This is a genomic window from Pseudomonas rhodesiae (assembly GCF_007858255.1).
In the GTDB taxonomy this organism is placed as follows: domain Bacteria; phylum Pseudomonadota; class Gammaproteobacteria; order Pseudomonadales; family Pseudomonadaceae; genus Aquipseudomonas; species Aquipseudomonas rhodesiae.
On sequence record NZ_VFEU01000032.1, the window covers coordinates 1 to 26,199 of the forward strand.

Annotated in this window: 19 protein-coding genes and 1 tRNA gene; 5 read left to right on the forward strand and 15 right to left on the reverse strand. The window is 55.3% G+C overall.

The features are described from left to right. Positions 1-370: 370 nt before the first annotated feature. Complete coding sequence (locus FIV35_RS26185; RefSeq protein ID WP_162276704.1) at positions 371-7,900, forward strand: CHC2 zinc finger domain-containing protein; 7,530 nt, start codon at positions 371-373, stop codon at positions 7,898-7,900. 65 nt (positions 7,901-7,965) lie between these two features. On the opposite strand, the gene FIV35_RS26190 is transcribed toward FIV35_RS26185, so the two are convergent. The 14 genes from FIV35_RS26190 to FIV35_RS26250 all read right to left on the reverse strand — a co-directional run bounded on the left by FIV35_RS26190 (position 7,966) and on the right by FIV35_RS26250 (position 19,655). Beyond that, positions 7,966-8,823 carry a hypothetical protein gene (locus FIV35_RS26190; protein ID WP_034136431.1) on the reverse strand — a complete coding sequence of 286 codons (858 nt, stop codon included), beginning with the start codon at positions 8,821-8,823 and terminating at the stop codon, positions 7,966-7,968. Between the two features lie 90 nt (positions 8,824-8,913). After that, complete coding sequence (locus FIV35_RS26195; RefSeq protein ID WP_034136432.1) at positions 8,914-11,802, reverse strand: DUF927 domain-containing protein; 2,889 nt, start codon at positions 11,800-11,802, stop codon at positions 8,914-8,916. Further along, positions 11,799-12,071 carry a DUF3077 domain-containing protein gene (locus FIV35_RS26200; RefSeq protein ID WP_034136433.1) on the reverse strand — a complete coding sequence of 91 codons (273 nt, stop codon included), beginning with the start codon at positions 12,069-12,071 and terminating at the stop codon, positions 11,799-11,801. The genes FIV35_RS26195 and FIV35_RS26200 overlap by 4 nt, the downstream gene beginning before the upstream one ends. Further along, a complete protein-coding gene (locus tag FIV35_RS26205; protein ID WP_034136434.1) occupies positions 12,068-12,352 on the reverse strand; it encodes a hypothetical protein in 285 nt (94 codons plus the stop codon). The genes FIV35_RS26200 and FIV35_RS26205 overlap by 4 nt, the downstream gene beginning before the upstream one ends. Continuing rightward, positions 12,349-12,507, reverse strand: coding sequence for a hypothetical protein (locus FIV35_RS29720; RefSeq protein ID WP_170245420.1), 159 nt, complete (start codon positions 12,505-12,507; stop codon positions 12,349-12,351). Before FIV35_RS29720 ends, FIV35_RS26205 begins: the two co-directional genes overlap by 4 nt. A gap of 372 nt (positions 12,508-12,879) precedes the next feature. After that, positions 12,880-13,185: a hypothetical protein gene (locus tag FIV35_RS26210; RefSeq protein ID WP_034136435.1), complete on the reverse strand. Its 306-nt coding sequence runs from the start codon at positions 13,183-13,185 to the stop codon at positions 12,880-12,882. Beyond that, a complete protein-coding gene (locus FIV35_RS26215; RefSeq protein ID WP_080761374.1) occupies positions 13,182-13,463 on the reverse strand; it encodes a helix-turn-helix transcriptional regulator in 282 nt (93 codons plus the stop codon). Before FIV35_RS26215 ends, FIV35_RS26210 begins: the two co-directional genes overlap by 4 nt. Before the next feature lie 98 nt (positions 13,464-13,561). After that, positions 13,562-14,419 (reverse strand): hypothetical protein, encoded by an 858-nt coding sequence (locus tag FIV35_RS30015; RefSeq protein ID WP_231980876.1) that lies wholly within the window; start codon positions 14,417-14,419, stop codon positions 13,562-13,564. Positions 14,420-14,698: 279 nt separating this feature from the next. Beyond that, positions 14,699-15,934: a tyrosine-type recombinase/integrase gene (locus FIV35_RS26225; protein WP_034136437.1), complete on the reverse strand. Its 1,236-nt coding sequence runs from the start codon at positions 15,932-15,934 to the stop codon at positions 14,699-14,701. 167 nt (positions 15,935-16,101) lie between these two features. Continuing rightward, a tRNA-Arg gene (locus FIV35_RS26230) sits at positions 16,102-16,178 on the reverse strand. 144 nt (positions 16,179-16,322) lie between these two features. Continuing rightward, complete coding sequence (locus FIV35_RS26235) at positions 16,323-16,508, reverse strand: hypothetical protein (RefSeq protein ID WP_034136438.1); 186 nt, start codon at positions 16,506-16,508, stop codon at positions 16,323-16,325. A gap of 61 nt (positions 16,509-16,569) precedes the next feature. Further along, the gene (locus FIV35_RS26240; protein WP_034136439.1) at positions 16,570-18,546 is read right to left on the reverse strand and encodes an FUSC family protein; all 1,977 of its coding nucleotides are present in this window, start codon (positions 18,544-18,546) and stop codon (positions 16,570-16,572) included. Then, positions 18,546-19,454: an efflux RND transporter periplasmic adaptor subunit gene (locus FIV35_RS26245; RefSeq protein WP_034136440.1), complete on the reverse strand. Its 909-nt coding sequence runs from the start codon at positions 19,452-19,454 to the stop codon at positions 18,546-18,548. The genes FIV35_RS26240 and FIV35_RS26245 overlap by 1 nt, the downstream gene beginning before the upstream one ends. 12 nt (positions 19,455-19,466) lie before the next feature. Next, positions 19,467-19,655, reverse strand: coding sequence for a DUF1656 domain-containing protein (locus FIV35_RS26250; RefSeq protein ID WP_034136459.1), 189 nt, complete (start codon positions 19,653-19,655; stop codon positions 19,467-19,469). A gap of 133 nt (positions 19,656-19,788) precedes the next feature. Here FIV35_RS26250 and FIV35_RS26255 point away from each other — a divergent pair, with 133 nt between their 5' ends. The 4 genes from FIV35_RS26255 to FIV35_RS26270 all read left to right on the forward strand — a co-directional run bounded on the left by FIV35_RS26255 (position 19,789) and on the right by FIV35_RS26270 (position 25,065). After that, a complete protein-coding gene (locus FIV35_RS26255) occupies positions 19,789-20,613 on the forward strand; it encodes an AraC family transcriptional regulator (RefSeq protein WP_034111272.1) in 825 nt (274 codons plus the stop codon). Positions 20,614-20,836: 223 nt separating this feature from the next. Continuing rightward, the gene (gene gabD, locus FIV35_RS26260) at positions 20,837-22,279 is read left to right on the forward strand and encodes an NADP-dependent succinate-semialdehyde dehydrogenase (protein ID WP_034095304.1); all 1,443 of its coding nucleotides are present in this window, start codon (positions 20,837-20,839) and stop codon (positions 22,277-22,279) included. Positions 22,280-22,461: 182 nt separating this feature from the next. Continuing rightward, positions 22,462-23,739 carry a 4-aminobutyrate--2-oxoglutarate transaminase gene (gene gabT / locus FIV35_RS26265; RefSeq protein ID WP_034095305.1) on the forward strand — a complete coding sequence of 426 codons (1,278 nt, stop codon included), beginning with the start codon at positions 22,462-22,464 and terminating at the stop codon, positions 23,737-23,739. 108 nt (positions 23,740-23,847) lie between these two features. Further along, positions 23,848-25,065, forward strand: a complete 1,218-nt coding sequence (locus tag FIV35_RS26270) for an HDOD domain-containing protein (protein ID WP_034136441.1) — start codon at positions 23,848-23,850, stop codon at positions 25,063-25,065. Here the strand turns inward: FIV35_RS26270 and FIV35_RS26275 are convergent. Beyond that, a complete protein-coding gene (locus FIV35_RS26275; protein ID WP_034136442.1) occupies positions 25,062-26,075 on the reverse strand; it encodes a GGDEF domain-containing protein in 1,014 nt (337 codons plus the stop codon). The two genes, FIV35_RS26270 and FIV35_RS26275, sit on opposite strands and share 4 nt — an antisense overlap. Between the last annotated feature and the right edge of the window lie 124 nt (positions 26,076-26,199).

Below are 26,199 nucleotides of genomic sequence, written 5' to 3' on the forward strand. Positions count from 1 at the left end.
AATAGGAACGGCGTGTTGGCTGCATGACATACCCGCTTAAAAGGCTAGAACTGGTGCCCACTTAAATTAAGTGCACACCATGTCCAAGCGTTGCGGGGTTGGGTAGATGACTTGGCCGGACGCATACCGCTGAAAGGTGCCTGTGATCACAAGGGTGAAGCTGGGAAGCGTACGGTTTGGGGAGTGATGATTGTTTGTGAGGCCTTTGCCCTATTGACGTCCACACACGCCGAAAATTACGCAGTAAACATCGAGAAATAAGACGTTAAGAGCAGTGCACTAAAGTTGGGAAGTTTTCCTGTGTAGCAATGCCGCGAGTGGATAGCTTACGTATCCACTTCTTATGGATAATTTAAGAGGGAGAAAGAAATTGCCTAGGATTGACTACGAAAAATTGCTTCAAAACGTTTCTATTGAAGATATAGCCAATCGTCTAGGTATGACTCTCAAGAAAACGGCTGTTAATCAATTTAAAGCCCTCTGCCCTTTTCATGATGATAAAACGCCTTCTCTGCTAATCGACGCTAGGCGGGATAAAGGAAGGCAGCATTTTTATTGTTTTTCGTGTGGTGCAAATGGCGACTGTATTGATCTAGTTAAGGAACAGCTGAACGTTGGCTTCAAACAAGCGGTCGAGTGGCTAGACCCTAGTGCGTCGGTTGTACGTACTGGTGGGAGAAGTAAAGTCACTGAGAAAAATAGTGTAGCTCCTAAAGTCGATCTTTCAGCGCTCCAATTTGGATATAATTTATACAAAAAGGGATCGGATCAGGCTGCACTTGATGCTTGGATAAAAGAACGTCGCCTCGATGCTGCAGTTATAAAGCGTGCCGGGTTTATTTACGCATCGCGAAACTTCCTATCTCGAACGCTTGATGCAGAAAAAAATAGATCTGTTAAACGTGAATATGCTGGGGATTTAGAGGACGCGTTTCTTATCCGAAAGTTGATTCCGGGAGTAACAGCCGAAATGCATTTGCCGTTCAACTCCGGCAGTGAATCAACAAATAGGTATAGTGACTTTTTTATCGCTGATCGAGTAATATTTCCGATTCATGATGAAAAAGGTCAGTTGCTAGGTTTGGCAGGTCGGGTTTCGGGAGTTTCTTCTGAATCAACAGTACCAAAGTACCAATTTACGCGTGAGTTTCCTAAGTCAACCGTTTTATATAGAGCAGATTTTGCATTCAAACTTGTGAGAAGTGAGGCGAAGAAAGGTAATAAAAAGCTCGTAATCTATTTGTGTGAGGGATTTCTTGATGCGCTTCGCTTTGAAAGCCTTGGGTTTCCCGCAGTTGCGATTATGGGGAGCTCAATTAGCGAAGCCCAGGTTGGACTACTTCAATCCTTAAGCCATTCGTTGCCAAAAACTGCGAGTTTAACAGTCGTAGTTAGTTTTGATAGAGATGAGGCTGGATTGCGAGGCGCAGCAGATGCTTGCCTGAAACTTCTGAATGCCCCTGTTGAGTGTGCCTTCTTATGGCCGACAGATCTGCAGCTTACTGAGATTGGCGTTAGCATCGGAGATAGAAAAGACCCAAACGACTATCTGGAGCTTAGAGCAGTTGAGTCGATAGTAACATTTCTACAGAATGCAACATATCCTCCCCAACTTTCCATTCTTGCAAATTCCTTTAGTGTCACTGCTGAGGACGTGTTAGTTGCAAGTGTGTGGGCTTCCGCCCCACGAACTCGTAGGTTTAGAGCTTTCAGCCAGGCGCTTAATCTGATCGAAAAGTCCATTGGGGCAGACGCCAGAGAGTTTCTGCAGAGATCTCTTTTAGAAAATGACTCATCAGTTCGGATTCCCGCGTTTACAGAGTGGCTGAGCTTCATAAGTGAGTCTGCTTCTGAAATTTATAAGTCTTACTCTGAAGATTTCCTTAACGACTCAGGTGCACGTCTTAATCACTCTCGCATACTTGCATATATGGGGTCTAGACGGGGTGAACTTCCGTGTGATGAGCCTCGATGGGAACGATTAGATATTGCCGCAACCGCGTTTAACACGTTGTTAATCGATCGTTTGAAAAGCGCTACAACTAGCGGTCCTATCGGTCCTTACAATGCGGTTTGGGTGCCTAGGTCTTTTGGTGGGGCAGAATATAGATTAAAAATTATGCCTCTCCCTGAGGACTTGATAATTCAACAATATGTGTTGAATGAAATTCTCACTGAGCGTTGGGATCATGAAGGTTTCACGGATACTCCGTTTAGCATGAGAATACCTGCTGTTCGCTACTATCGAGAAGGCCGCAGGACAATTACCACTGGCTTCGATGTTAAAGGCGGTGGAGACGGCGAGGCATTAACGTCACAAACCCTAAGTTTTGCTTATCAGATCGACATGGATGTTCTTGAGGGACGTCAGCCCGCCACCGACCAAGGTATGTATCGACCATATGCCGAGTGCTGGCGCGATTTTATGGCATCCTTGACCAAGCAAGCTACAGAAATTGGATATGTTTACTCTATAAGATTAGATGTAAAACGATACTACGATCGTCTTCGGCGATATGTCGTTCGCGACCGATTGTTAGCACCGCTTCAATCAGCAATAGCCTCAGTCTCTGATAATACTCCAGATTTCGCAAAGCTAATTAATTTTGATATGCCAGAACCAACTGCTGCTTCCAAAGCAGCATTTGTTCTTGATAGGCTTGATGAACATCTATTTGGTGTAAATTACACAAGGCCCGATACAGGTGTTTTGGAAGAAACCGATCCTTTAATGGGTATTCCGCAGGGGCCTGTACTATCGGCCTGGATTGGTTCAGTAGCTTTATTTCCTGTCGATGAGGAAGCATTTCGCTTCATGTCATCTGTTAATACTGACTCTACTCGTGTAGGTTATGCTAGATATGTAGATGATATCGTACTTCTCGCAGGTGATCCGGAGACGCTGGCTAACTTAAGGGAGGCTGTAGATCGATGTGCTCGTAAACTTGAACTCACGCTCCTTGCAAAGGCTGAAGAGATTCCTGCGATGAGCGCTGAGGACTTCGCATCTTATATTAATGAAGGTAGGGCTTTAGCTGCCTACGGACCAGCATGGGAGCCGCCTTTAGTCGGTGACGGTGAGTCGGGCTGGGATTTTTGGTCGGCCGCCCCGGCTACTGATCGTCAGTCAGCACTGCACTTACTTCATAACGTAGAACTGTACAAAGCTTCTAAGTCAACGCTGATTCAAACTGTCAAAACAGCGTTTCAGGCATCGGATCTTCGTGCGTCTGAACTTCCTAAAGCTTCAAGATTAATCTGGTACTCAATTGCTGTAGAGCACCTTGATACGAGCGTTAGGGCTCCTGATGTTCTATCGCAGTATTTAGATACTTGGGATAGTTGTGTTTACGATGCAGCTTGGAGCCTTCGACCTGAGAGTAATGAATGGGAATCACCTGTATTATTTTCTTTGGAAGGTTTGGAGCATTTAATTGATAAGCAAGCGCGCGATGTTGCTGAGCTTTCCGCTGAAGAGAATGCTTTAAGAAGATGCCGTATTGCGTGGCTTGCTGATTTAGTTTTAACTAAGGACTTTGAAGTTTATGTTTTTAATTCAACCCCAGGCCCTCAGCATCAACTGGATGTGCGATTGGAACTCGTCCGTTGGAAAGCTGCCCGGCTTTTGGGTAAGCATAAGCGCTCGGAAGCTCATTTGCATGTTGAGCGTTCTAAGTTAGTACAAGTCTGGCAGCCATTTGAGTGGATGCACGAAGCTGTTGCATTGCTCTCAGATGCGGCACAATCAGAAGAAGATCCACTGATTCCTTTTGTTGCTTCGACTGAAGATCATTTGCGTAAGGGCACAATTTCAGGTTTCTCTGCCGATGTGTTTATTGCGATGCTACCGGGAAGCGTTATGCATTCTAGGCTTCTGAACAATGCAAGTCAGTCGTCGGCAATAAATATTGCTTTGCAAACTATTGTTAGTATTGTTCCGAAAGAGAGACTCCCAATATGTTTAAGTCGACGTAATCATCTCATATGGAGCGATACGTCCGCTAGTTTAGTGAATCGACTCATACTTCCGCCCCTGCCTGGTATTAAAACTGATCGTCTTTTGTCATGCCTAGGAAGTCAAGCGGGCGAAGATGGAACGGTATTAGTGAATGCAATTGAGGCTCTCGACTTTTCCTCCGTAGATACCAACCCTGCTTTCATCGGCGCCGATAATGCTGGTGTTGTTCAACTAATGAGCACTGAATGGACGCCTCTGCCACTAGTGGGTTCGCTTTCTAGATTAAAAAGCGACTTGGCGGATGAGAATTATATTAGTTTGCGCGAACGTGTTTTGCCAGTCAATATCAGTGTGACAACAGAGACCTTGAAGCTTGCTGCAAAGTTATTTAGGTCCGTTGCACAAGTAGTGGTTTCCTATGCTGAGAATAACGAAGGTAAAGAGCTGGTTCCCGCATGGCCATACATTGCAACTGATCTAAATAAGCAAATGTATTACCTGGTCGCAGAGGGCGTATCGCGCGATGAACTTGGTAACAGAGCATTTGTGCGTGATGGTGGAAGAGCTTTGCGTACGGCTGAAGTTCCTATCTACGAAGCCAGTCTGTGGAGAGTTGGCGTTGCTATTTCAGATTATTTAGGACTTTACGATGACGTCTCCAAGTTTGGCGATGCGGAGTCCGACGTGACGCTCGACACTGTGGCATTAGCGAGCCCAGCTCGATACGTCCTTCGTGCGCAACTTCGGAAGCTTAGAGGCGCGTATGCTGACTCACAAATAAGTAAACGACGAGGTGATGATGGGGTGTTGCCAGCTACTGTAAGTCGCTCGCTTCGTTTGTTAGAAACGTTTCCAGAGCAAGTAGAGGGTTCTCTCGATCCTATTCTCTATGTTCTTGCAGCTGAGGCAGAGTCTGCAGGCATGTACTTGGCATTTCGCGAAAGCTGGAAATGCAGTGACGTCGCATCATTCTTAGCGTCGTTAGCAAACAAAGTACTAAGCCGTTTGCCTCTATCGGTTAGTCAAGTGCTTGCAACAAGTGATGAGGCAGGTTCTGGCATAAGGCGTGACCTTTTTGGTCTACTCTGTTTTGCCAAACGATTATTTTCTGTTTCTACCGAATCTCCGGTTACTGAAATTCCTTCATGGAAGGCGCTGCGTGCGGGTGTTGTGAGCGCAGGTGTTACTGTCGCTTTTGAAGGGATCATCGCTTCATTACGAAGCCATGGGGCATTCGAACGATATGAGAGTTTTGATTTTCCAGATGCTTGGGAAATACCTTCTGCCCTGACACATGTTTTGGAGGAAAAAATACCTTCTGGCAATACGTTTCAATCAAACGGCAGAGTTTTATTGACCGAGCAGTGTCGTAGGCTAGTTCAGCACATTGGTCATCGAATGGCTCAAGATAATTTGGAGCGGTTATCTGAGTCACTATATGAGCAACTAAAAACTACTGCTAAAGCGCTAGCTTCAATTGACTATCATGATGACGAGGCGGAGTCGCTTCTGGAGTGGCCGTTTGAAGTGCTGAGTGACCATTGCCTGGAATTGCTCAGTCTGGAGTTATTAGAGTCAGTCATTTTGCTAATTAAAAATTTAGACGAAGAGCTCGGTTTTGAGTCTATAGTAGTTATTGAAAAGTCTTATGGCTACAATCCTCAGACTAAGCGCTTTACCGACTCAAGAAATGGCGTTAGGGATGTTACTCCGTGGATGATTTCTCAATTCCCTAAGTTCTCTAAACACATCGAAGAAATAACTCAAGATGGCCGCTTTCTACGAGTTTGGTCGGAAGTTTTTGATCGAGAGAGCGGTAGGCTCTTATCGGTCTCTGCGCTTGGTGAACCATTTGCTTCAATAGCCATTATTAAACCGAATGTTGAACCCCCTCTTCAGGTCGAGGTGATAGAGGAATTAGATGGGAGTAGTTCCACATCAAACTTAAATAAAAGTGATGTTGGAGTTGTTGAGTATGTAGTAGTTGAGCCCATCATTAGTGACTCGTCATCTGATTTTTCATCGCCGCAAACATCTTCTTCGAATTCTGATGGTCTTGGCGGTGAGGAAGTTGTAGTAGATGGATTGATTGAAGGTTTAGCCTCAGATTTAAAACCTGATCCTGCGGACAATGCGAATGCTCCCTTGGAGAATTTGATACCGCAAGAATTAGGCCGTGATGCTAGTGCTTTCAGAAAGCAGCAAGCAGAGCAGTGGACTCGGCGTGGTGAAGCATGTAAGCCCAGCGGCTTAGTTCGTATCGCTTTACTTCAAGCTGACTTTGATCTGACGTATCAGCATCCTTTTGTCGAGACTTGCCCTACTCATTGGCCTTTTAACTCAAAGGTAAATGAGGCCATTTCTCTGAGTTTGAAAGCCAGTCCTGATTCAAAATATGGAAAATTGCTGAGGGCCGCGGAAAGACATGACACTGCGTACAAGTGGACAAAATTAGAGACTCTTCCTAGTTGGTCGGAACATCGTCGCCGCTCGATTCTTAAACGCGTTATTGATACGTGTCAAAACTTTGGGGTCGACTTGCTTGTTCTTCCTGAGTACTCGGTAAGGCGTGAGACAGTGGATTGGCTTAAAACATATATTATTAATAAGGGTGTTTCGGTCTTGGCTGGGACGTACATGAATATATGCAGCAGGGAGGATGAGAGTCATTTGTCGGCACCCCTCACTTTACTTTGGCCTTTACCCAAGTCAACCTCGAAAGTCTTTCTTGCGTCGCTAAAGAAGAGGAAGTTAGGGGGGAATAAAGATTACGATGCTTTGGAGCGTGGACATGTTCTCGAGTTTTCCAGGAATAAAAAATATCGTTCGGTTGCGCTAGAAGAATTTTTCCGTCCGTCTGCATTAACTTTAAAGCCTCTATTTAATCCAGGAGAACTAGCAGGTAAGCTAGAAAGTGTTGTAGGTTTCGAGCCTTCAGCTGATGTTATTACTCATCTTTTGACGGAGGCGAAGCTCCCTCTAAAGTATCTATTGGAATTAATATGTTCTGAGGCTTTCTTAGTATCTAGCCCTGCTAATTATATCCAAATGACGGAGGATCTTAAGGCAATGTGGCGTCGGTTTGGACGGCCAGCCGAAATTGATGAGGTTTTTAATGATCTTAAAGCCCTATCTGGAAAACTTTCCATAACTGGTAATGGGGCGGAGGCCCGAAGATCAATTCTTGCCGTACCTGCTGCTACATCGCGCTCAGCAGACTATTGGTTCGCGGGACAGTCCGGGTTCTTGGCGGCAGGTACCACGACAGTATTTTGTAATAGCATAGATGGTAAAACGCTTGTTGGTGGCAGCTGTTTTATAGGGCAGGGAAGTTGGAAGTCTGAAGAGACTACTATGGGTTATCTTTCCAAAGTAACCCCTTATCACGGCTGGTCCAAAGGAATTTATTACAATAATAGAAATGACGCTTTAAGCAAAAGTGATCAGGCGTTGGTAATCGCTGACGTGGATCCACATAATATGCTAGAGGGTAAACCTCGCGCTCAAACAATGCCGTCACCACTTCAACTCGTGTCTTATTTGCCTTTAATCGAATCTATTGATTGGGAGCGTACGCAATCAAATTTGCTTAATCTGCTTTCGATCTCACTGCCGAAAGACGTATTTACCTCGAAGGAGAAAATAAAAAACCGGCCGCAAGACGAGCATGAATTTTGGCAGACTGTCGCGAAATCCAAAGAGACGCTTGATGAGACAAATCTTGGTGAGTTGTGGCGGAAATTTCCCGATGCCGGCCCGCTACTGTCTCGCGCGAGTGCCCATCGTAATAATAGTGATATGCAACCGAACGCACCGAGGGGTGCACTTGGACTACTTGCCGCGCCAGCTTTTTACGACTGGATTGATGTGAGTTTAACTTTGACTGAGCACCAAGAACTCCCATCAATTGCTGTTCACCCATGGAAGACTCCCGAAGATTGAGTGTCTTTAATTAGGTCTCGCAATTGAAAGAGATAAACAGCCCGCGAATGCGGGCTGTTTCAGGGTCAAGCGGCGAGTAGTTGTTCCAAGGAGATATTGCGAGCCGCCGCTGCGAAATCGGAGCGTTCAAGTCTCGAATGGAAGGGGCCGAAGCGAGGCACCTCAAGCCCAGACAGTCCTTCCCCCATTCCGCCTTTTTGGTAGCTGACGGCAAGTAACCGTGCGCCTACAGCGAGCAGTTGTTCGGTCACCGCGTTCCACTCCTCATCCAATGCAAATCCAACCGCGCTCAATGCGGCTGTCTTGGCTTCATCTCCACGTTGGCGGGCATTCGTGATTTGAGCTTCAAGGGTATCAAGCTCGACTTGGAGAGCACCGAGGATCAGGTCTTGCCTTCTGACCTGCTCGTCTGTTGTTGCCAGTTGTTTAGCCGCCTTTTGCATTTCGCCGCTTGCTGATTTTTCCCCTTCGGCATCACCGCTTGCGAGGCATTTGGCGTAGGACGTTGCAGCGTCGCGCTCGGCTTGTTGCGCCTTTTCCAGGGCTTGATCGGCTTCTGATTGAATTGTCTGAAATCGCTCGCTCAGGTGCGATTTTTTCCGTTCCAGCGCTTCGACCTCAGCGATTGCATCGGTCATCGCTTGAATAGCGTCAGCTTTGATCTGACCAATTTTTTCCAGCCTCTCCAGGTGTTGAAGCTTGCGATCAATTGATGCCAGCTCACCAGGAATCGCATCTATGCGGGCTTTGACGCTTGATAATTTTTCCATAGCCTCGCGGCTTTCAGGGCTTCCAATTACGTTGCCATTCGCACTGAATCCGCTGGGTGCATTGCGCCACTCGGCCTCCAGTTGTGGCAAGCCTTCTTCCAATGTTTCCAGTTCTTGAATCAAGGCCGCTTGTTGCTGTTTTAGCTGGTTCATGTTGAGTTCCTAAATGCGAGGGGTTGATTGATTTTTTCCGCTGGCGGGCCAGGCCAAGGTGAGCCTGCATTCCTCGTGGCGGGACCGTTGTTAGGCCGCCTGGGCGCTGTGATCACCTTGTTCAGGCACTGCCACAACCACATAGCAGCGCTGCAAGCCCAGTCCCGGTAGTCGCACCGCAGTCGAGGCTTTGCCATCCTTTCCAGGCTCTAAAACGCCTCGTCGCAGGAGCTCTTTGTTAACCGCACTCAGGTTCATGCCTCGGAAGATTTCGGAGCGCCATGCTTCCGGCAGCACGTAGTAGGTGTTGGTGGTGTGCAGGGCATCGCCCATGCCGTGTTCCATCGTCTTGCGAAAGCCCAGCCGATCAATCGTGCGTGGGCCGTGTTCATCGATCTTGGCGGCGGCAGATTCCCAGCGGGTAAAGCGGCTTTCTCCAAAGCGCTCGATGACTTGTCTCAGTCGCGCCAATATTGCATCGGCCTCGAAATTTCCGGCGCCGCCACGCTCGGCTAGCCACGCATGCAGACACACACGTGCAGCGGTCGTGGCTGTGCCGTCCGGCCAGCCGGTGACTCCGAAGGCGGTGGCTAACTCTCCGGCCGCTGCGGCGAGGCCGAAGCGAAGGGCAGCACGCTGGGCTTGACCACTGGCCGAGGCGGGCAGATTTTGGGTGATGAACTGTTCCACCGTGCGGCGAACGATCACCGTCCATCTGAGCATTTCCCCAGGAGCACACAGTGCATGCAGGAAGGCGGTAAGCGGTGTGCCGTAGTATTTGGCGACACGGGCCTTGAGCGCATCGGAGAGGGCGGCAGCGTCCTCAAAACCGTTCAGCACATCGAACATGCCGAGGCCTTTACTGGCATCCGCAGGCACGGCGAGCATGCGCACCTCCATACCGGCTTTCAGCTCCTTGTTTGTATCCGCCATGTGCTGCGCCAACGTCTTCTCTCCTGTCGAGAGAAACAGCAAGCGCCACTCCTGCACCTGTCGGCCCGCTTGTCCTCGATCATTCGCTCGGGCCTTACCGGTGCCGTTGCCGAGCATGTAGACCGTCTCGCCAATAATGCGCGGGTCGCACATGCCGATTTCATCCAGCACCAGGAGACCGTCTGAGTGTGCAGCGGCGATGGACTCCAGGGCATTATCTGTCGAGCGCCACGAACGCACCAAACGCGGCCCGCCATAAACCGATGCAGCAACTTGCAGGTGGGTGGTCTTACCTCCGGAACTGTCGCCGTAGAGGTGGAAGCCGCCCGACTCATGCCCAAGCATGTTCAGCAGAGGCCCCGCAAAGGCCACAGAGACGACAAACGCCAAGCGGTGATTACCAACGCACAGTGCACCGATTTGCTGTTGCCATTGCTCCAGAGAGCCCGCCTCGCTGATCGGAGGCAGCTGCGCACCGGCCTCATAAAAATGCAGGTGCTCGGCGTGCGAGCCGATCTGTTGTTCGGGCAAAAGGAAGGCGTTGTCGTGCCAGCCCAAACGCGTCACCAAGCGGGCGCGCTGGGCACTGTCGAAGCCGCCGAGATAGCTTTGTAGGTCATTGCGTGCGTTGCGCCCTGATCGGCTTCCGGCAAGGCGCAGACCCATGTCTACCAGCGGGCCGAGTACATCTTTGCCGAAGTCGCCGGTCATGGTTCGGGCCGGAATGTTCCAACGTTTTTTAGCGCCGTCCGGGTCATCGAACTCAACCAACAAGCCCCAGTTGTGGCCCTTGTCGTCTCGAGTGCGAGCGATGATTTCCAGAGGCGAACAGACGGGGCGCGCCTCGCCATCATCGCCGGAATAAAACACCCCGTCAGGAGTCAGCCGAAAGCCGCCCGGCAACAGATCATTTTTCGATTTCGCAGGTCGTTTGGCGGGTGCCTTAGCCTTCGGTTTTTGAGGCTCCGTGGGCTCAGCAACAGTGCCGAAAAACTCACCGCTGCGCACCAGCTCGGCGACGTGGGCAGCGGTCCAGCCTTTGGCTAATGCGTCCGCTGCATCGTCGCCGTCTGCCCATTTTCCACCTTTGACGAGTGTCGGCTTGCCGCCTTTGCTGCTGGGCTTGAGCTTGAACATGTCGAGCGAGATTCGTTGCACTGAAGCGGAGCCCAGCTCAATCAACTTGAGCTCGATGGCGTCCATGCAGGTCTTGCCGCTGGCATCGTTATCCGGCCATAGCACCACCGTGCGCCCTTCGAGTGGCGTCAGGTCGGCCTTGTGCCAAGAGTTGGAGCCGTTCGGCCAGCACGTGGCTACATGGTCGGGCATCAGTTCAGCGGCGGCATCAGCAGCCTTCTCGCCTTCACATAGCACCACAGGCGCATCGGCCCGCTGTGCCAGCTCATCCAGGCGCAGCAAAGGCCTAGGTTCCGGCAACCCTTGCCAGCGCCATTGTGTGGTTTGCCCATCGGAACGTTTGCACCAGGTCAACGGCGCAAAAACCTTTCGCGGTTTGCCGTCTACATCTGGGCCCAAGTCGAAGCGATACAGCGCCATGACCGGTTGACTCTGTGCATCGCGATAGATCCACACCTTGGACGGAACTCCGTGTTGCCGGTGTTTGGCTGGGCACTTGTTCATGGCCTCGGCCGGGATCGGTTGAATCGCGATCCACTCCGGCGTTGCGCTCTTGGCCGGTGCGCTTTTGGTTGTCGCAGAGCCAGCGGAAACACTGAGCAGATCCGCCAGCTTTTTGCAGGCCTCAACGTCCGTGCCGCCGTCGATGTAACGCACCAGGTCGATCAGGTCGCCGCCCTTATCGCCAGTGGCAAAATCCGCCCAGGTGCCTTTGCTCAAATTGACCTTGAGCGAGCCAGCGCGCTTGTCTGTACGCGTCGGATTAGGTGCGGTGTATTCCTTGCCGCCATCAACGCGTTTGCCGTTCGGCAGCCAGTGAGCAAGTACACGGTCGATGTTCTTCAGTGCGGCACTTTTTACGTCGGCAAAGCTCGGGCGTTTTGAGGTGTTGCCGGTGCGCTGAGTCATGGTGCGATCCTCGACTCAAGCAACGCCTCGTTCACGTCGTCGATCAGCGCTTTGGCCATCTCGCCGAGGTAGAATGCAGGCCAACTAAAACGCTCGCCCGCATCGCTGATGGCGGCGTCGAGGATCAGTTGATTAGCGTGGTGCAGAATCTGGGAGACGGCTTCAAGTGCGTCCTCTAGCGGGATACCGGCATTCACCCGAAACAGGTTTTGGCCGTTACCGTTGGCAGGGGAAAACTCGGACCGTCCAAGCGTGCTTGAGTGGGTCATAGCGGACCGCCTTTCTGGCCCATCGGCACAGAAGAGGCATCACCGTACATGGTGAGTGTTTTGATCAAACCCAAGGTGCCGCGCACGTCCCAAATAACAGACGACAGCACGCGGTTGGACAGCAGGGGTTTATCGCCGTCTAAGTGATCTTCCAACAGCATGAGAACTGAATTGGCACGGTCGAGCGCACAGGTGATGGCATCAATAGGCAGACCGGCTTCAGCGTCCTCACTGACACAGAGCAGATCCTCGGGCAGTGCGAAGCCTGGGAGCATGCTCATTGGGCACCCCCTGCGGCTTCCAGGGCGCGAGCCATGGACATATGGGCGTTGTAACGGGTCAGACGTGTGGCGAGGCTGGAGTTGGCGTGTATAGCGGCGAGAGCCATAGCTCGATGAGCAGCGGCGCGAATTTTGGACGGATTGAGGGCAGGCATAGGTGACACTCCAAGTTTGAAGATGGAGCTGCCACTGATCGTCGCCAAACGAATTAGGGTGGCAGCTGTGCGCAGGTTGGCGAACCGGGAACTTGGAACCCGGCAGACCCGAAGGTCTCCCACGCACAGCTGCCATAACACGAAACGGCAGGCACAAAAAAAGCGCCTGCTGTCGGATGGGGCGCCTGTGCGCCAAGTAACTCGGGTCGCCAAACCCGGTCGCTGAATTTGCAGCGACGGCCAGAGAGTAGCGTCCGTTTTTTGAAAGTGCAACTGTGCAGATCACTTGCGGATTTTTTCGAGGCGGCATAAATTGATCAGGCATGTAGATTTACCTCAACGCCTCCGGTTGCCGCCGGGGGCGTTTTCGTTTCAGGCATGGATGTCCCAGCGCAGGGAGACAAAAGGCAACAGGTCGCTTTCGAGGCACGCGCGCGCATCCTCGTAGGCATCAATTTGTTGGCCTTCGTCGACGATGATTGCTTGCGGGGATTGGCAGGGAACTGACAATGCGCACCAGATGCCATCTCTCCATCGCATCACTATCACGTCCCGATTCAGGCGTTTTTGCTCTGTGCGGTAACGTTCAAAACGCTGAATACCGCGTGTTGAGAATCCGACTGTTCTGAGTACAGAAAAGGGCTGCAAAATGGCCTTGTTGGCGACACGATTTTTCATGCTGCCACCTGGTTGCGAGCCTCTATGCGGCTTCGTGCCCATGTTTGGATTTCAGATAAAACCCAAGCTACGGGCGCGCCGCGAGCGTTGCTGTCGCTCAATTTGACGGGCAGGGGAAAGCCGCTATCTGTGCGCTGCATGAGTTTGTAGATGGTGGAGCGCTTCATGCCCACGATCCGCTCGACCTCGGGCATACGGATCAATGTCGACGATGCGTCAAACATTGGGCTTGGAGTGGTTGGGTTAAAGCGGGGAATTTCAGTGGTAGGGGCTTTCATAGGTCTTGCTCTCGACTGGTTAGGACTGAGAGCAATGATCTAGGTGCAGGTCGGTGGTGAGCAGTTCACTTCCAATTGAAATCCGATTGAAATTTTAGCTACAGCACCAAGTTGCGTTTGAGAATGGTCTCAACGCTTTTGCGAGTTAGGGGTTTTTCGGTTTCAAGTGCAATCCAATCAGGCCGTTGTTTTGGAGGTTTGGCGACCTCACGCTGTAGCCAGGCATGTACCTTCGTTGCAACGTTGCGTTTGGACATCCCCGCTGCGCGGTAGTGACGTCCCTGTTTAACTATCGCGGCATCTCGAAGGCTAATCTCATCGTTGCGTTCCATCCCGCTGATGATGCCGCCCTTTTTGCGGGCGACGGTATCAATCGCTCGCACGGCGATGGATCTCAGTTCATCGTTGTTTAGGCAGAGTAGGGACGTGATCGGTTCCAGGGAGAGGGTGTACTGATCGAGCACTTCGATGTACTTGTCCGGGTCGACCTGCATCGCTACGAATTGGCAATACAGATCTTTGGGCCAGTCAGTAGGAGGTTCAGAGACATGATACCAAGCCTCTTGATCGGCTATTTGCATCCAACTGGCTAGTGCCCCTAACGCTTTTACGGCACATGCCATGATGTAGCCCGCATGAGCATCGCGCTCCGACACTGAGTAATAACCGCTGTACATTCGTACCCAATGCGCCAGGCGTGCCGTGGTGTCGGTGGAGGCATATTGAAAAATGCTCTCCTCATGAATCATCGTCTGAATGCACATACTGCCGAGATCTTTCATGCCGGCGAGATCTTTATTGATATCGTCGCGATGAATGCGCAGCCAGCACTGGTCGATCAGGTAGCAGGCGTCAGCGACCTGTACACGGCAGAGATCATAGAGCGGTTGTTCTGAGAGAGATTTGAGCAGGCCGCTGCCTAGCGCCGAATGCAATATGACTTGGTGATCAGTCATTACCAGGTCTCATCCGCCGTGTAACCGAAAGTCCCACGCCCTGCGCTTGAAGGGCGGAACCAGCGAGAGTCTCTTGGCAGGCTCGGGCGAAAACGTCTGCCCGCAGCACCTGGGCGCTGACTTGCGCGTTACACGCAGGGGTAGCGTTACATCGGATGTACACTATGTCGCTCAACTGTGTAACAGGCGTGGAGGCCAATGAAACCGGGCGTTTGACCATGGGCGTTACACGAGTAACACCAGTTACACCGGTTTTGGAGGGGGGCTGGGTATGTGCTCTCATACTGCCTTTCCAAATTGGCCCTGCACCACGTTTCCACTCACTAGGGCATCAAGGTGATCGGCGTACCACTGCATCATCACTCTACGCTGAGGCAGGTACACCGCTTTGTTATATACCCCGGCAATACCCTCCTTTGCATGAGAGAGCTGGGCCTCAATGTGATTCTCATCGAAACCCTGCTCATTGAGTATGGTGCTCGCGATGTGACGAAAGCCGTGACCTGTTTGCCGACCGGCATATCCCAGTCTGCGGAGCGCCATTAGAAAGACTGTATTGCTACGGGGGATTGTCCTGTCTTTCCTGCCTGGAAATAGGAGAGGGTACGCACCTGTCAGTGTTCGTAACTCAGTGAGCGCTTCAATTGCCTGTCGAGAGAGAGGCACCACATGTTCGCGACGACGTTTCATTCGCTCGGCTGGGATCGTCCATAGCTTTTTGGAGAGGTCGATTTCTGACCAGCGTGCTTCGCGGATCTCGCTCGGGCGCGATGCTAATAAGGAAAGCAAGCGAAGCCCAATACGAACGTCCTTCGCGTGAGGGTAGGAGTTGATCGCTCGAAGTAGCGCAGGCAGTTCTTCAATCGAAACGTGTGCATAGTTTTCAGCGCTACGTGATTGCAGGAATTTGCTGAGACCTTCAAGAGGGTTGTGGACGGCTCGTCCTGTTACGCGTGCCAGGTCATAGATCTCTTTGCAAAAGGCACGAACTCGGCCCATTTGTTCAATGATCCCCTTCTGCTCCATGCCGCGTAGAAACTCCATCCATTCCAGGGGCAATATTTCTGTGTACACGCGTTTGCCGAAGACGGGGAACACGTGAAGCTCAAGTGCGCCAAGCACTCGTCGAGATGTACCTGATTCCCAGCTTGTGCGTCTGGCCTCAAACCACTCGCGGCCTAACGCTTCAAAGGTGTTGTTGGCAGCAACCTGGTCTGCAACCTTCCGAGCTTGCTTGCTCACCAATGGATTTTTGCCGGTCGATGCGTCTTCCCGCAGTTGAGCTGCTTTCTGCCTCGCCAATGAGCCGCTGATTTCCGGGTAGCCGCCGAGGCCCAGCCAAGACCATTTGCCGTCTGGCTTTTTGTATCGCAGCTCCCACGATTTTTGCCCGTTAGGTTTTACCCGGAAGTACAGACCATTCCCGTCCTGCTCGCGATAAGTAGCGTGCTCAGGCTCCAGGCCTGCGAGCGTGGTGTCTGCTAAGGGGCGACGTTTGATTTCAGAGCGCTTCACTTCCTGTATGCCTCCAGTTATAGGAATCTGAAAGCATACACGTGGGCATACACGGCGGGAAGTTATAGGGGTAGACAGGGATGGATAGCTAGAAACAAGAAAGCCCGCACAGGGCGGGCTTCTTGGGGTGTTTCGTGGACTGTCTGAGACAACCAGAAACTAGTATCTGGTGCACCCGGCGGGATTCGAACCCACGACCCCTGCCTTCGGAGGGCAGTACTCTATCCAGCTGAGCTACGGATGCAATGCGGGCGCCATGATACTCATCTGGCCGGGGGGCGTCCAGTTGCAGGGCGGTGAAGGGGCAAATCAGGGCAGGGTCTTACGTCTGCGGTGTCGCTGAGGGCTTGCCCGCTTGATGTCGCCGCCCGGTCCATGGGGGCTGGGTTCAGGGCTGTGGCACAGCCGTGGACTGATGCGGCGGGTGGCCGTGGGGTGGTTTGGGGGCTTTTTGCTGGGTCGTTCTGTTCTGCTCATGCCAGCGCGTCAAGGCGTCCGCGCCGCCCTCGGCGTGGGCGAACACTGGCAGGGTGATGATTGAAGCGAGCGCGATCCACTTGATTAACGTGTTCATTCTGCAAGTACCTTCGTGAGTGGGAATAAGCAGTCGGCAATACCGCGAAAGCGGCCGACCTTCAGGTGATGGCCGTCGTTGCGTTTTCGTATCGCTCCAGCAGCCAGGCCAGGTTTCGGTAACGCGCCGCCCACTGCTCGGCGCCCAGCCGCTGCATGGACTTGGCTGCTCTGCGTGCTTGTGCGGCGCCGATGGCGGTGTGGTGCGTCGAACGGGTCAGCCTTCTATTGGCCGTGGCTGCGCAGCGGGCAATCGGCGAGCCGGGGGGCAGGCGACGTGTGTGGTGTTGGAGTCGTGCCAGTTCGCGGCTGAGTTGGAGCGATAGATAGCCAGCCTCGTAATCCCCCTGACGGTGGGCGCCCAACAGGCTTTTCAAGGCGACGATGCGGTGCTGCTGTTGCGCTTGCCACCGGCGATGATTGAGCGTGTCTGCTCGATGCAGAAGCCGGCGCGTTGCATGTAGCAGCGAGCGCTTGAGTGCCTGCACGGTGTGCTGGGGCTTTTTCGGAACAATGTTGAACGCCAGAAGACAGATGCCCATCGCGACAAACCAGGCGAGCGCTTGGTTGACGAAGTCGGCGAAGTCGTAATGAGCGGTCGCGCCGGTGCTGACCAGCGTGTTGAACGCAATCAGGTAGGCGATCCCGATGAGGGCTTGACGAGGTCGGGTGGTGGCGTGAATGCCGAATGACCAGAACACCGCCAGCATCACTACAAGCAGTGGAAAGCCATTGATCGCCGGCATCAGTAAAAATTTGCACACCAGTGCGGCCAGCGTGGCGTAAAAGGTCCCTTTGATAAAACCGATGATGCCTTGCACCGGGTCGGGCGCCGCAGCCGATAGCGTGCAGCAGGGCCCCAGCACCGCCAGCAGGGTGGGGCCTTGATTCCAGCCGCTCAGGTACCACACGGCACCGGCGACCAGGGTGGCACCCAAGGCACGCAGACCGTTGCGAGCGGCGTCCTGATAGTTGCGATGAAACCCCTTCACCGTTTGGCGCGCTTGGGTGTCGCGCTCAAGGCTGGAGAAGCTGTGCAGGGCGGCATGCAGATCCGCAAGCTGCTCGCGCAAGCGCTCCACCCCTAACGCCGTGAGGGCAGAGGCTGCGCGAAGGCCGCCAACCGTTTCCTCGTTCTCAAGCGCGTTCATTGCTTGTTTCACCCGATCCGCCGCCGTAGTGAAGTCGACGGTACGATCGGCTAAAGCCTCGCCCAGGTGCCGAAGCGGTTTACTGATCCGGTTCAACAACCAACCCGGGGCATCGTGATCGTCCAGGCGTATATCCATAACGGCCGACTGCAACTGAGCGAGACCGGTTTGAATCACGGGCAGGCGCGTACGGATAAGCACGGACTCACCCCAGCCGATGCCGAGAAGCTCATCCACTTTGCCGATGTCCATCGACAGCTGCGCGCGCCGCGCGGCCAGCTCGGGTGTTTCTTCGTTGGTGAACCGATCAGCCAACTGGTGTGCAGCGCGGGCAGACACGTCGACCAGCGCGTTCAGCAGCTTGTGATCAATGGTTTTACGACTGCCCAGCGTGGCAATAAGGCTGAGGCTGAACACGCCGACCACCACGGCGGTGCCTCGGGTCACGATGTGATCGAAGCCTTGCTCGGGGGCGACAATGGCGGGGCCCAACGCCAGGCACACGGTGTAGCCGGCGACTACCGCCGCAGTTGCCTGGTAATGCCGCAGCAGCGTCATTGCCGCCACACATAAGCCGAGCCACAGGCCGACGCCGAAGATGAACAGCAGCATTTGCTGAGCGAACATGCCCAGCAGGATAAAGGCCGCAGTCACCCCGACAAGCGTTCCAACCATACGGTTGAAACCCTTGCCGACCACTGCCCCTTGCACCGGATGCACCAGCAGGAGCACGGTGGAGGCCGCAGAAAAAGGCGAGTCCAGTTGCAACTCAAAACCCAGCCAGAGCGCAAGGGTCGCGGCGATGATGCTGCGCAACACATACGCGAAGGTATCGGCCGTACACGGTAGAGGTAATGAGGCGAGCGCGCGGCGGACATACTCGGCCATCACATAAACCCCTGCAGCCAGTGGGTGAACCTCCAGTGCGACGGCGACTGCGCATCGACAATCTCAACGCTCGCCGTCATCCCCGCCGCCAGTTCGACCCCGGCCGGAACGTTATCCAGTTCGATGCGTACAGGCACGCGCTGGGCCAGTCGTATCCAGCTGAACGTCGGGTTGACTTGAGGTAACCCGCTGTCGTTGCGCAGTTCATTGCCATCGGCGATCCCGCGGCCGATGCTGGCGACGTGTCCCTTGAGCAGTGGCGAGAAGCCCATCAACTTGATGGCTGCGGGCGCGCCTTCGCGGATGTTGGAGAGCTTGGTCTCTTCGAAATAGCCAGTGACCCAAAAGCTATGGCCATCGACCACGAACAGATTGGTATCGCCGTGGGCGGCGTAATCGCCTGGCTGTAAGCGCAGTTGAGTGACATAGCCGTCTACGGGGGAACGCAGGGTCGTGCGCTCCAGGTCCAGCCGCGCTCTGGCCAATTGGCCCTGCGCGGCATCGAGGCGAGCCTTGGCGACGTTCAGGGCGCGAGCGGCATTGTCGATTTCCTCGCGGGCAATGGCGTCCCCAAGGCGAGTGCGACGTTTGAATTGTTCGTTGCGTTGCTCAAACACACTTTGCGCTTCGGCCAGCTCCGCCGCCCGTTGGCGCTGGGCCAGCAAATAGTCGCGCTGGTCGATGCGGTAGAGCAGATCGCCTTTGGACACCCATTGATTATCAGCCACCGCCAGGTGTTCGACCTGGCCGGACACCTCTGGGGCTATGCGAATAACTTGAGCGCTGACCCGCCCATCGCGGGTCCAGGGCGCCAACACATAGGCACGCCACAGCTGCATGCACAGGGCGACGGCGACAAGGCCCAAGGCCAGGGTCGCGGAGGCTTTAAGGCATTTGACGACAGACATAGGCGGCCTCACTCAAACCGTCAGGAACAGCGTGGCCAAAATGATCAGCAGCACAAAAAAGCGCGACAGGCTGGGATGCCATGCCCACTCCAAGGGGCCGTCGACTAAATGTTTCAACGCTTGGTAAGCGAGGGCCGAGGCGATCAGATAGGCCAACAACGGAGGGATGTAGAGGTTCGCAATCGACAGTTCACTCAGCATCTTCATCACCGTAAATCGATGGGCTCGCAGGGAACGAGCGCTACTAGATGAGAATGCTACGCAACAACCGGAGGTGCCGATATCGACTACACTGCCAATTAATAATCAAATCCGGTCAATGTGAGAGATGCCAATGCAGGACGTTCAGCACCCGCCGCTGGAGCAATTCGAACTGGACGACCTCGGTCAGCCCGCCGTGGCGCTGATGCTGACCACGCAGCAGCACGCCAGGGAGTTTCCCGTGCATGAGCACCGCAAAGGCCAGCTGGTCGTGGCCTGTCGCGGCGGTATCGTTTGTACGGTGGAGAATGGGGTGTGGATGGTGCCACCGGGGTTCGGTGTGTGGATTCCGGCCGGTGTGTCCCACAGCAACCGGGTCACGGCGAATGGGCAAGTGTGCTTTCTGCTGGTTGAACCTGAGGCGGCGGCGCTGCCCGATCAATGCTGCACATTGGCGTTGTCACCGGTGATTCTCGAACTGATCTTTCATCTCAGCGCTCAGGACCAGGCTTACCCGGCGGACTCTCCCACGGCTCGGTTGACCAGCGTATTGCTCGAACAGCTGGAAATGGCACGCTGCGAGCAGTTGTACCTGCCCCTTCCTGCCGCTTCCCCCTTGCGCACCATCGCCAAGGCCCTGGCGCAGGACCCTTCCAACCGCTCGACCATCGCCGATTGGGCGCGGCAGGTGGCCATGAGCGAGCGCTCCCTGGCTCGGCTGGTCAAAAGCGAAACCGGCCTGACCTTTGGCCAGTGGCGCCGGCAATGGCAGTTGATCGTGGCATTGCAGAGCCTGGCGGAAGGAGAGACCGTCCAACGCACTGCCGAAGTGCTGGGTTATGAGTCGGTGAGCTCTTTTATCAGCATGTTCCGAAAGACCCTGGGCGCGTCGCCGGCGCGGTACGTGCGCAGTACTGGCATGGCCAAGACTTCGGCAGCGCCTACGCTGGTCAGATAACGTCAGCGAATTCGCCGTTTTCGTTCTTTTTTTCGAACATCCTATTGCCCTGCACCCCCATTGATCCTAGGATTCGTTTGAGATTTCAAACGCTCTGTCTCCCGTGCGCTTTTTTCGCTTCACTCGCGCGCAGGGGCTGATTTCCCTGACGGCAGCCCACAAGGCGCCTTTCAACAACTCTAATTCGCTCCGCGTGCGCGCGGTGCTGTTAAGGAAACCCGACATGCAGCTTAAAGATGCCCAGTTGTTCCGCCAGCAAGCCTTTATCGATGGCGCTTGGGTCGATGCGGACAACGGCCAGACCATCAAGGTCAACAACCCGGCCACCGGTGAGATTCTCGGCACCGTGCCAAAGATGGGCGCCGCAGAAACCCGCCGCGCCATCGAAGCCGCCGACAAGGCGCTGCCAGCCTGGCGCGCACTGACCGCCAAGGAGCGCGCCAACAAGCTGCGTCGTTGGTTCGAACTGCTGATCGAAAACCAGGAAGACCTCGGTCGCCTGATGACCCTCGAACAAGGCAAGCCGCTGGCCGAAGCCAAGGGCGAAATCGTCTACGCCGCGTCCTTTATCGAGTGGTTCGCCGAAGAAGCCAAACGCATCTACGGTGACGTGATCCCCGGCCATCAGCCCGACAAGCGCCTGATCGTGATCAAGCAGCCGATCGGCGTGACCGCTGCGATCACCCCGTGGAACTTCCCGGCCGCGATGATCACCCGCAAAGCCGGCCCGGCCTTGGCCGCCGGTTGCACCATGGTCATCAAACCGGCTTCGCAAACCCCATTCTCGGCCCTGGCCCTGGTGGAACTGGCGCACCGTGCCGGTATCCCGAAAGGCGTGTTGAGCGTGGTCACCGGCAGCGCCGGCGACATCGGCGGCGAACTGACCAGCAACCCGATCGTGCGCAAATTGTCCTTCACCGGCTCGACCGAAATCGGTCGCCAGTTGATGGCCGAATGCGCCAAGGACATCAAGAAAGTGTCCCTGGAACTGGGCGGCAACGCGCCGTTTATCGTGTTCGACGACGCCGACCTGGATAAGGCCGTCGAAGGCGCGATCATCTCCAAGTACCGCAACAACGGCCAGACCTGCGTCTGCGCCAACCGCCTGTACATCCAGGATTCGGTGTACGACGCGTTCGCGGAAAAACTCAAGGTGGCGGTGGCCAAGCTCAAGATCGGCAACGGTCTGGAAGAAGGCACCACCACTGGCCCGCTGATCGACGAAAAAGCCGTGGCCAAAGTGCAGGAGCACATCGCCGATGCGGTGAAGAAGGGCGCCAAGCTGCTCAGCGGCGGTAAGGTGATTGAAGGCAACTTCTTCGAGCCGACGATCCTGGTCGATGTGCCTAAAGACGCTGCCGTGGCCAAGGAAGAAACCTTCGGCCCGCTGGCGCCGCTGTTCCGCTTCAAAGACGAAGCCGAAGTGATCGCCATGTCCAACGACACCGAATTCGGCCTGGCTTCCTACTTCTATGCTCGCGACCTGGGCCGTGTGTTCCGCGTGGCCGAAGCTTTGGAATACGGCATGGTCGGCGTCAACACCGGGTTGATCTCCAACGAAGTGGCGCCGTTCGGCGGCATCAAGGCTTCGGGCCTGGGCCGTGAAGGGTCCAAGTACGGGATCGAGGATTACCTGGAAATCAAATACCTCTGCCTGGGCATCTAAGCCCCGTAAGAGATTGCAGTAAACGCAGAGGGCACGAGAGCGCTGACCCTTTGCGTGTTTCACATCGTTATTCGTAGTGGCCGGGAAAGCTGTGGCAGTCGATCATCGCATGCTGCCGTAGTTGCCTCCCCGCCACGTATTCCTTGGACCACGCCACCCGATGAGTGGCGAATGAGGACTTTATGAGCAAGACCAACGCATCCCTGATGAAACGCCGCGAAGCCGCTGTACCGCGCGGTGTTGGCCAGATCCACCCGATCTTCGCCGAATCGGCGAAGAACGCCACCGTGACCGACGTTGAAGGTCGCGAGTTCATCGACTTCGCCGGCGGCATCGCCGTGCTGAACACCGGCCACGTGCACCCAAAAATCATCGCCGCCGTGACCGAACAGCTGAACAAGCTGACCCACACCTGCTTCCAGGTCCTGGCCTACGAGCCTTACGTGGAGCTGTGCGAAAAAATCAACGCCAAGGTCCCTGGTGATTTCGCCAAGAAAACCCTGCTGGTCACCACCGGTTCCGAAGCCGTTGAAAACGCCGTGAAAATCGCCCGCGCCGCCACTGGCCGTGCCGGTGTGATCGCCTTCACCGGCGCTTACCACGGCCGCACCATGATGACCCTGGGCCTGACCGGTAAAGTCGTGCCTTACTCGGCCGGCATGGGCCTGATGCCCGGCGGTATCTTCCGCGCGCTGTACCCGAACGAACTGCATGGCGTGAGCATCGACGATTCGATCGCCAGCATCGAACGCATCTTCAAGAACGATGCCGAACCGCGCGACATCGCCGCGATCATCATCGAGCCGGTGCAGGGCGAGGGCGGTTTCTACGTCGCGCCGAAGGCCTTTATGAAGCGTCTGCGCGAACTGTGCGACAAGCACGGCATCCTGTTGATCGCCGACGAAGTGCAAACCGGTGCTGGCCGTACCGGTACCTTCTTCGCCATGGAACAGATGGGCGTCGCCGCCGACCTGACCACCTTCGCCAAGTCCATCGCTGGCGGCTTCCCGCTGGCCGGTGTGTGCGGCAAGGCCGAGTACATGGACGCCATCGCCCCAGGCGGCCTGGGCGGCACCTACGCCGGTAGCCCGATCGCCTGCGCCGCGGCACTGGCGGTAATGGAAGTGTTTGAAGAAGAGCACCTGCTGGACCGCTGCAAAGCCGTCGGCGAGCGCCTGGTGACTGGCCTTAAAGCTATCCAGGCCAAGTACCCGGTGATCGGCGAAGTACGTGCCTTGGGCGCGATGATCGCGGTGGAGTTGTTCGAAGACGGCGACAGCCACAAGCCGAACGCTGCCGCCGTGGCAGCGGTAGTGGCCAAGGCCCGTGAAAAGGGTCTGATCCTGCTGTCTTGCGGCACTTACGGTAACGTCTTGCGCGTACTGGTACCGCTGACCTCGCCGGACGAGCAGTTGGACAAAGGCTTGGCGATCATGGAAGAGTGCTTCTCTGAACTCTGATACCGACCGCTGACAAAAAAACCGCTTCGGCGGTTTTTTTGTGCCCGTAGATTGTACGGCGCAGGCCGCGTTGACTATGGTTCAGGCATTGCCGATGGAGCGTGACGGATGACTGCGGTTGATTTACCGGCTGTACCCCGTGTGTTGATTGCCGAGGCGGACCCTTGGTCGCAAGACCTGCTCAAGCAGGTGCTGCTGGCGGTGCGTTGTGACGCCCGGCTTGATGTGTGCGCCGACGGGCAGCAGGCGGCTACCCTGCTGCGCGACAAGCCCTACGATCTGATCCTGGCCGACTGGGAGTTGCCGGTCATCGACGGCTTGGATCTGCTGCGCGCGGTGCGTCAGCAGCGTCGTACGCCGCCTCTGCCATTTATTTTGCTGAGCAGTCGCAATGACAGTGCCAGCGTGCGCGAAGCCTTGCCCCTGGCACCCACGGCATACCTGACCAAACCGCTGAACATGCAGGCGCTGACCCAGCGTCTGCAGGACTTGCTGCTTAACGAAGGCGAAAGTGTGTATTGCGAAGTACCGGCGCTGGCGCCGGGCATGACGTTGCCGGGGTTTCTGGAGCAGCGTCGCGAAGCGTCCGATGGCGCACCGCTGCGGGTCGATGTGCAAGCGGCCGTGCAGCACAGCCTCGGCCCCGACGGCCTGGACCTCAAACGCCTGGAAGAACAGGTGCGCACGGACCCGCAAATCACCGCCGTGCTTATCGCCGCCGCCAACAGCGCCGGCCATCACGGCGCTCCGGTGCAGACCCTCCACGCGGCGTTGCACACACTGGCGCCGGGGCAAAGCATGAACCTGATCCTGGGCCTGGCGCTCAAGCACAACGTGGTACTCGGCGATCCGGTGCTGGCGGCGTACGCCGAGCGCTATTGGCAGTTGTCCCAAGACACGGCGGATTACGCGCTGCTGCTTGCGCACTTGCTTGAGCTGGATCGCGAGCGCTGCTACAGCGCCGGCATCCTGCATCAGTTGGGGGACCTGGCGCTGTTGCGCAGCCTGGAAGACTGGCGCCGGGGCGGTGGGGAGCTGGACGACAAAGCGATTGGCGAGTCCCTCGACACTTTTGGCGCCGCCTTCGGCTCCTCGCTGCGCGCGCGCTGGCGCTTGCCGCTGGAACTGCGTCAGCTGATTGCGGCGAGCTATTCCCTGGAGGGCGGGGTGTATGCCCGAGATGCGCTGGCGGTGAACCTGGCCGCGCAAATGGCGCGGTTGACTGAGCACGAAGGCTTGGAAGCGTTGGCCGACGGCAAGACGGCACGTTTGCTCAAGATCGGCTTGTCGGAGTTGACGCGGATTCGCAAAAGGCCGGTGGGCTAAAAGTCGACGGTGGCGACGATGATGCGGTTCTTGCCCTGGCGTTTGGCTTCGTACATGGCGGCATCGGCACGGGCGAACAGGTTGTCCAGGGTTGAGTCTTCTTCGCTGAGGTTGGCCAGGCCCTGGCTGACGGTCACGCCAAATGCCTGGCCTTCGTAGCTGAAGTTCAGCGCTTGAATCTCTTTACCCAGACGTTCGGCCACCTGCAGCGCCATCTCCGGCGCGCAGCCAGGTAGCACGGCGGCAAACTCCTCGCCGCCAATACGCCCGAACAGGTCGCCACGGCGCAGCACCCCTCGGCCACTTTCGGCGATACGCCGTAGTACTTGGTCACCTTCCAGGTGGCCATAGGTGTCGTTGATGTCCTTGAAGTCGTCGATGTCCAGCAACAGAAAGGCCAGCGGCGCACCCTGTACGCTGGCGGTGTCGAAGGCTTGGTTGGCGCACTCGAAGAAGTGCCGGCGATTGCTGCTCTGGGTCAGCACGTCGGTGGTGGCCAGGCGGTGCAACTCCAGCTCCAGTTGCTTCTTTTCGGTGATGTCCTCGGCTATGCCCACCACGATCACCGGCTCGCCAGGCTCGACCTGCTGGTTGATGTAGCACTTGTCGCTCAGCCAGCGAATCTTGCCTTCGGCGGTGATGATGCGGTATTCGCGGTTTTCCACCGCGCCCTGTTCCAGCACGCTGGCCAGGCTTTGTTCGGCGTAATCGAGGTCTTCGGGGTGAATGCTGTTGCGCCATTCGCGATGATCGGCCAACAGCAGGCTGGCAGGGCGGCCGAAGACGCGTTCGTAGGCCGGGCTGACGTACAACACGCGGCGCGTCTCCCACTCCATGGCCCAGAGCACGGCATTCACACTCACCAGCAGCGAGCTGAGCAGTTGTTCGCGTTCGCTCAACCGCTCGACTTCACCCTGAGCATGCACCAACGCCAGCAGGGTCGAAGCCGCAGCCGGAAGCGGTTGTTCGGCAGTGGGCGGGTCAGGTAAATGAGGCTTTTCTTGAACCATCGGCACAACTCTCTCTGGGCGCGCCGCAAGGCGAAGCAGCGGTCACAACAAGGGGCCACCATGATGGCGAAGTGTTCTTTGAGAGAGGCGAATTGCGGTGAAGTTCCGTCAACGGTGTCGATTG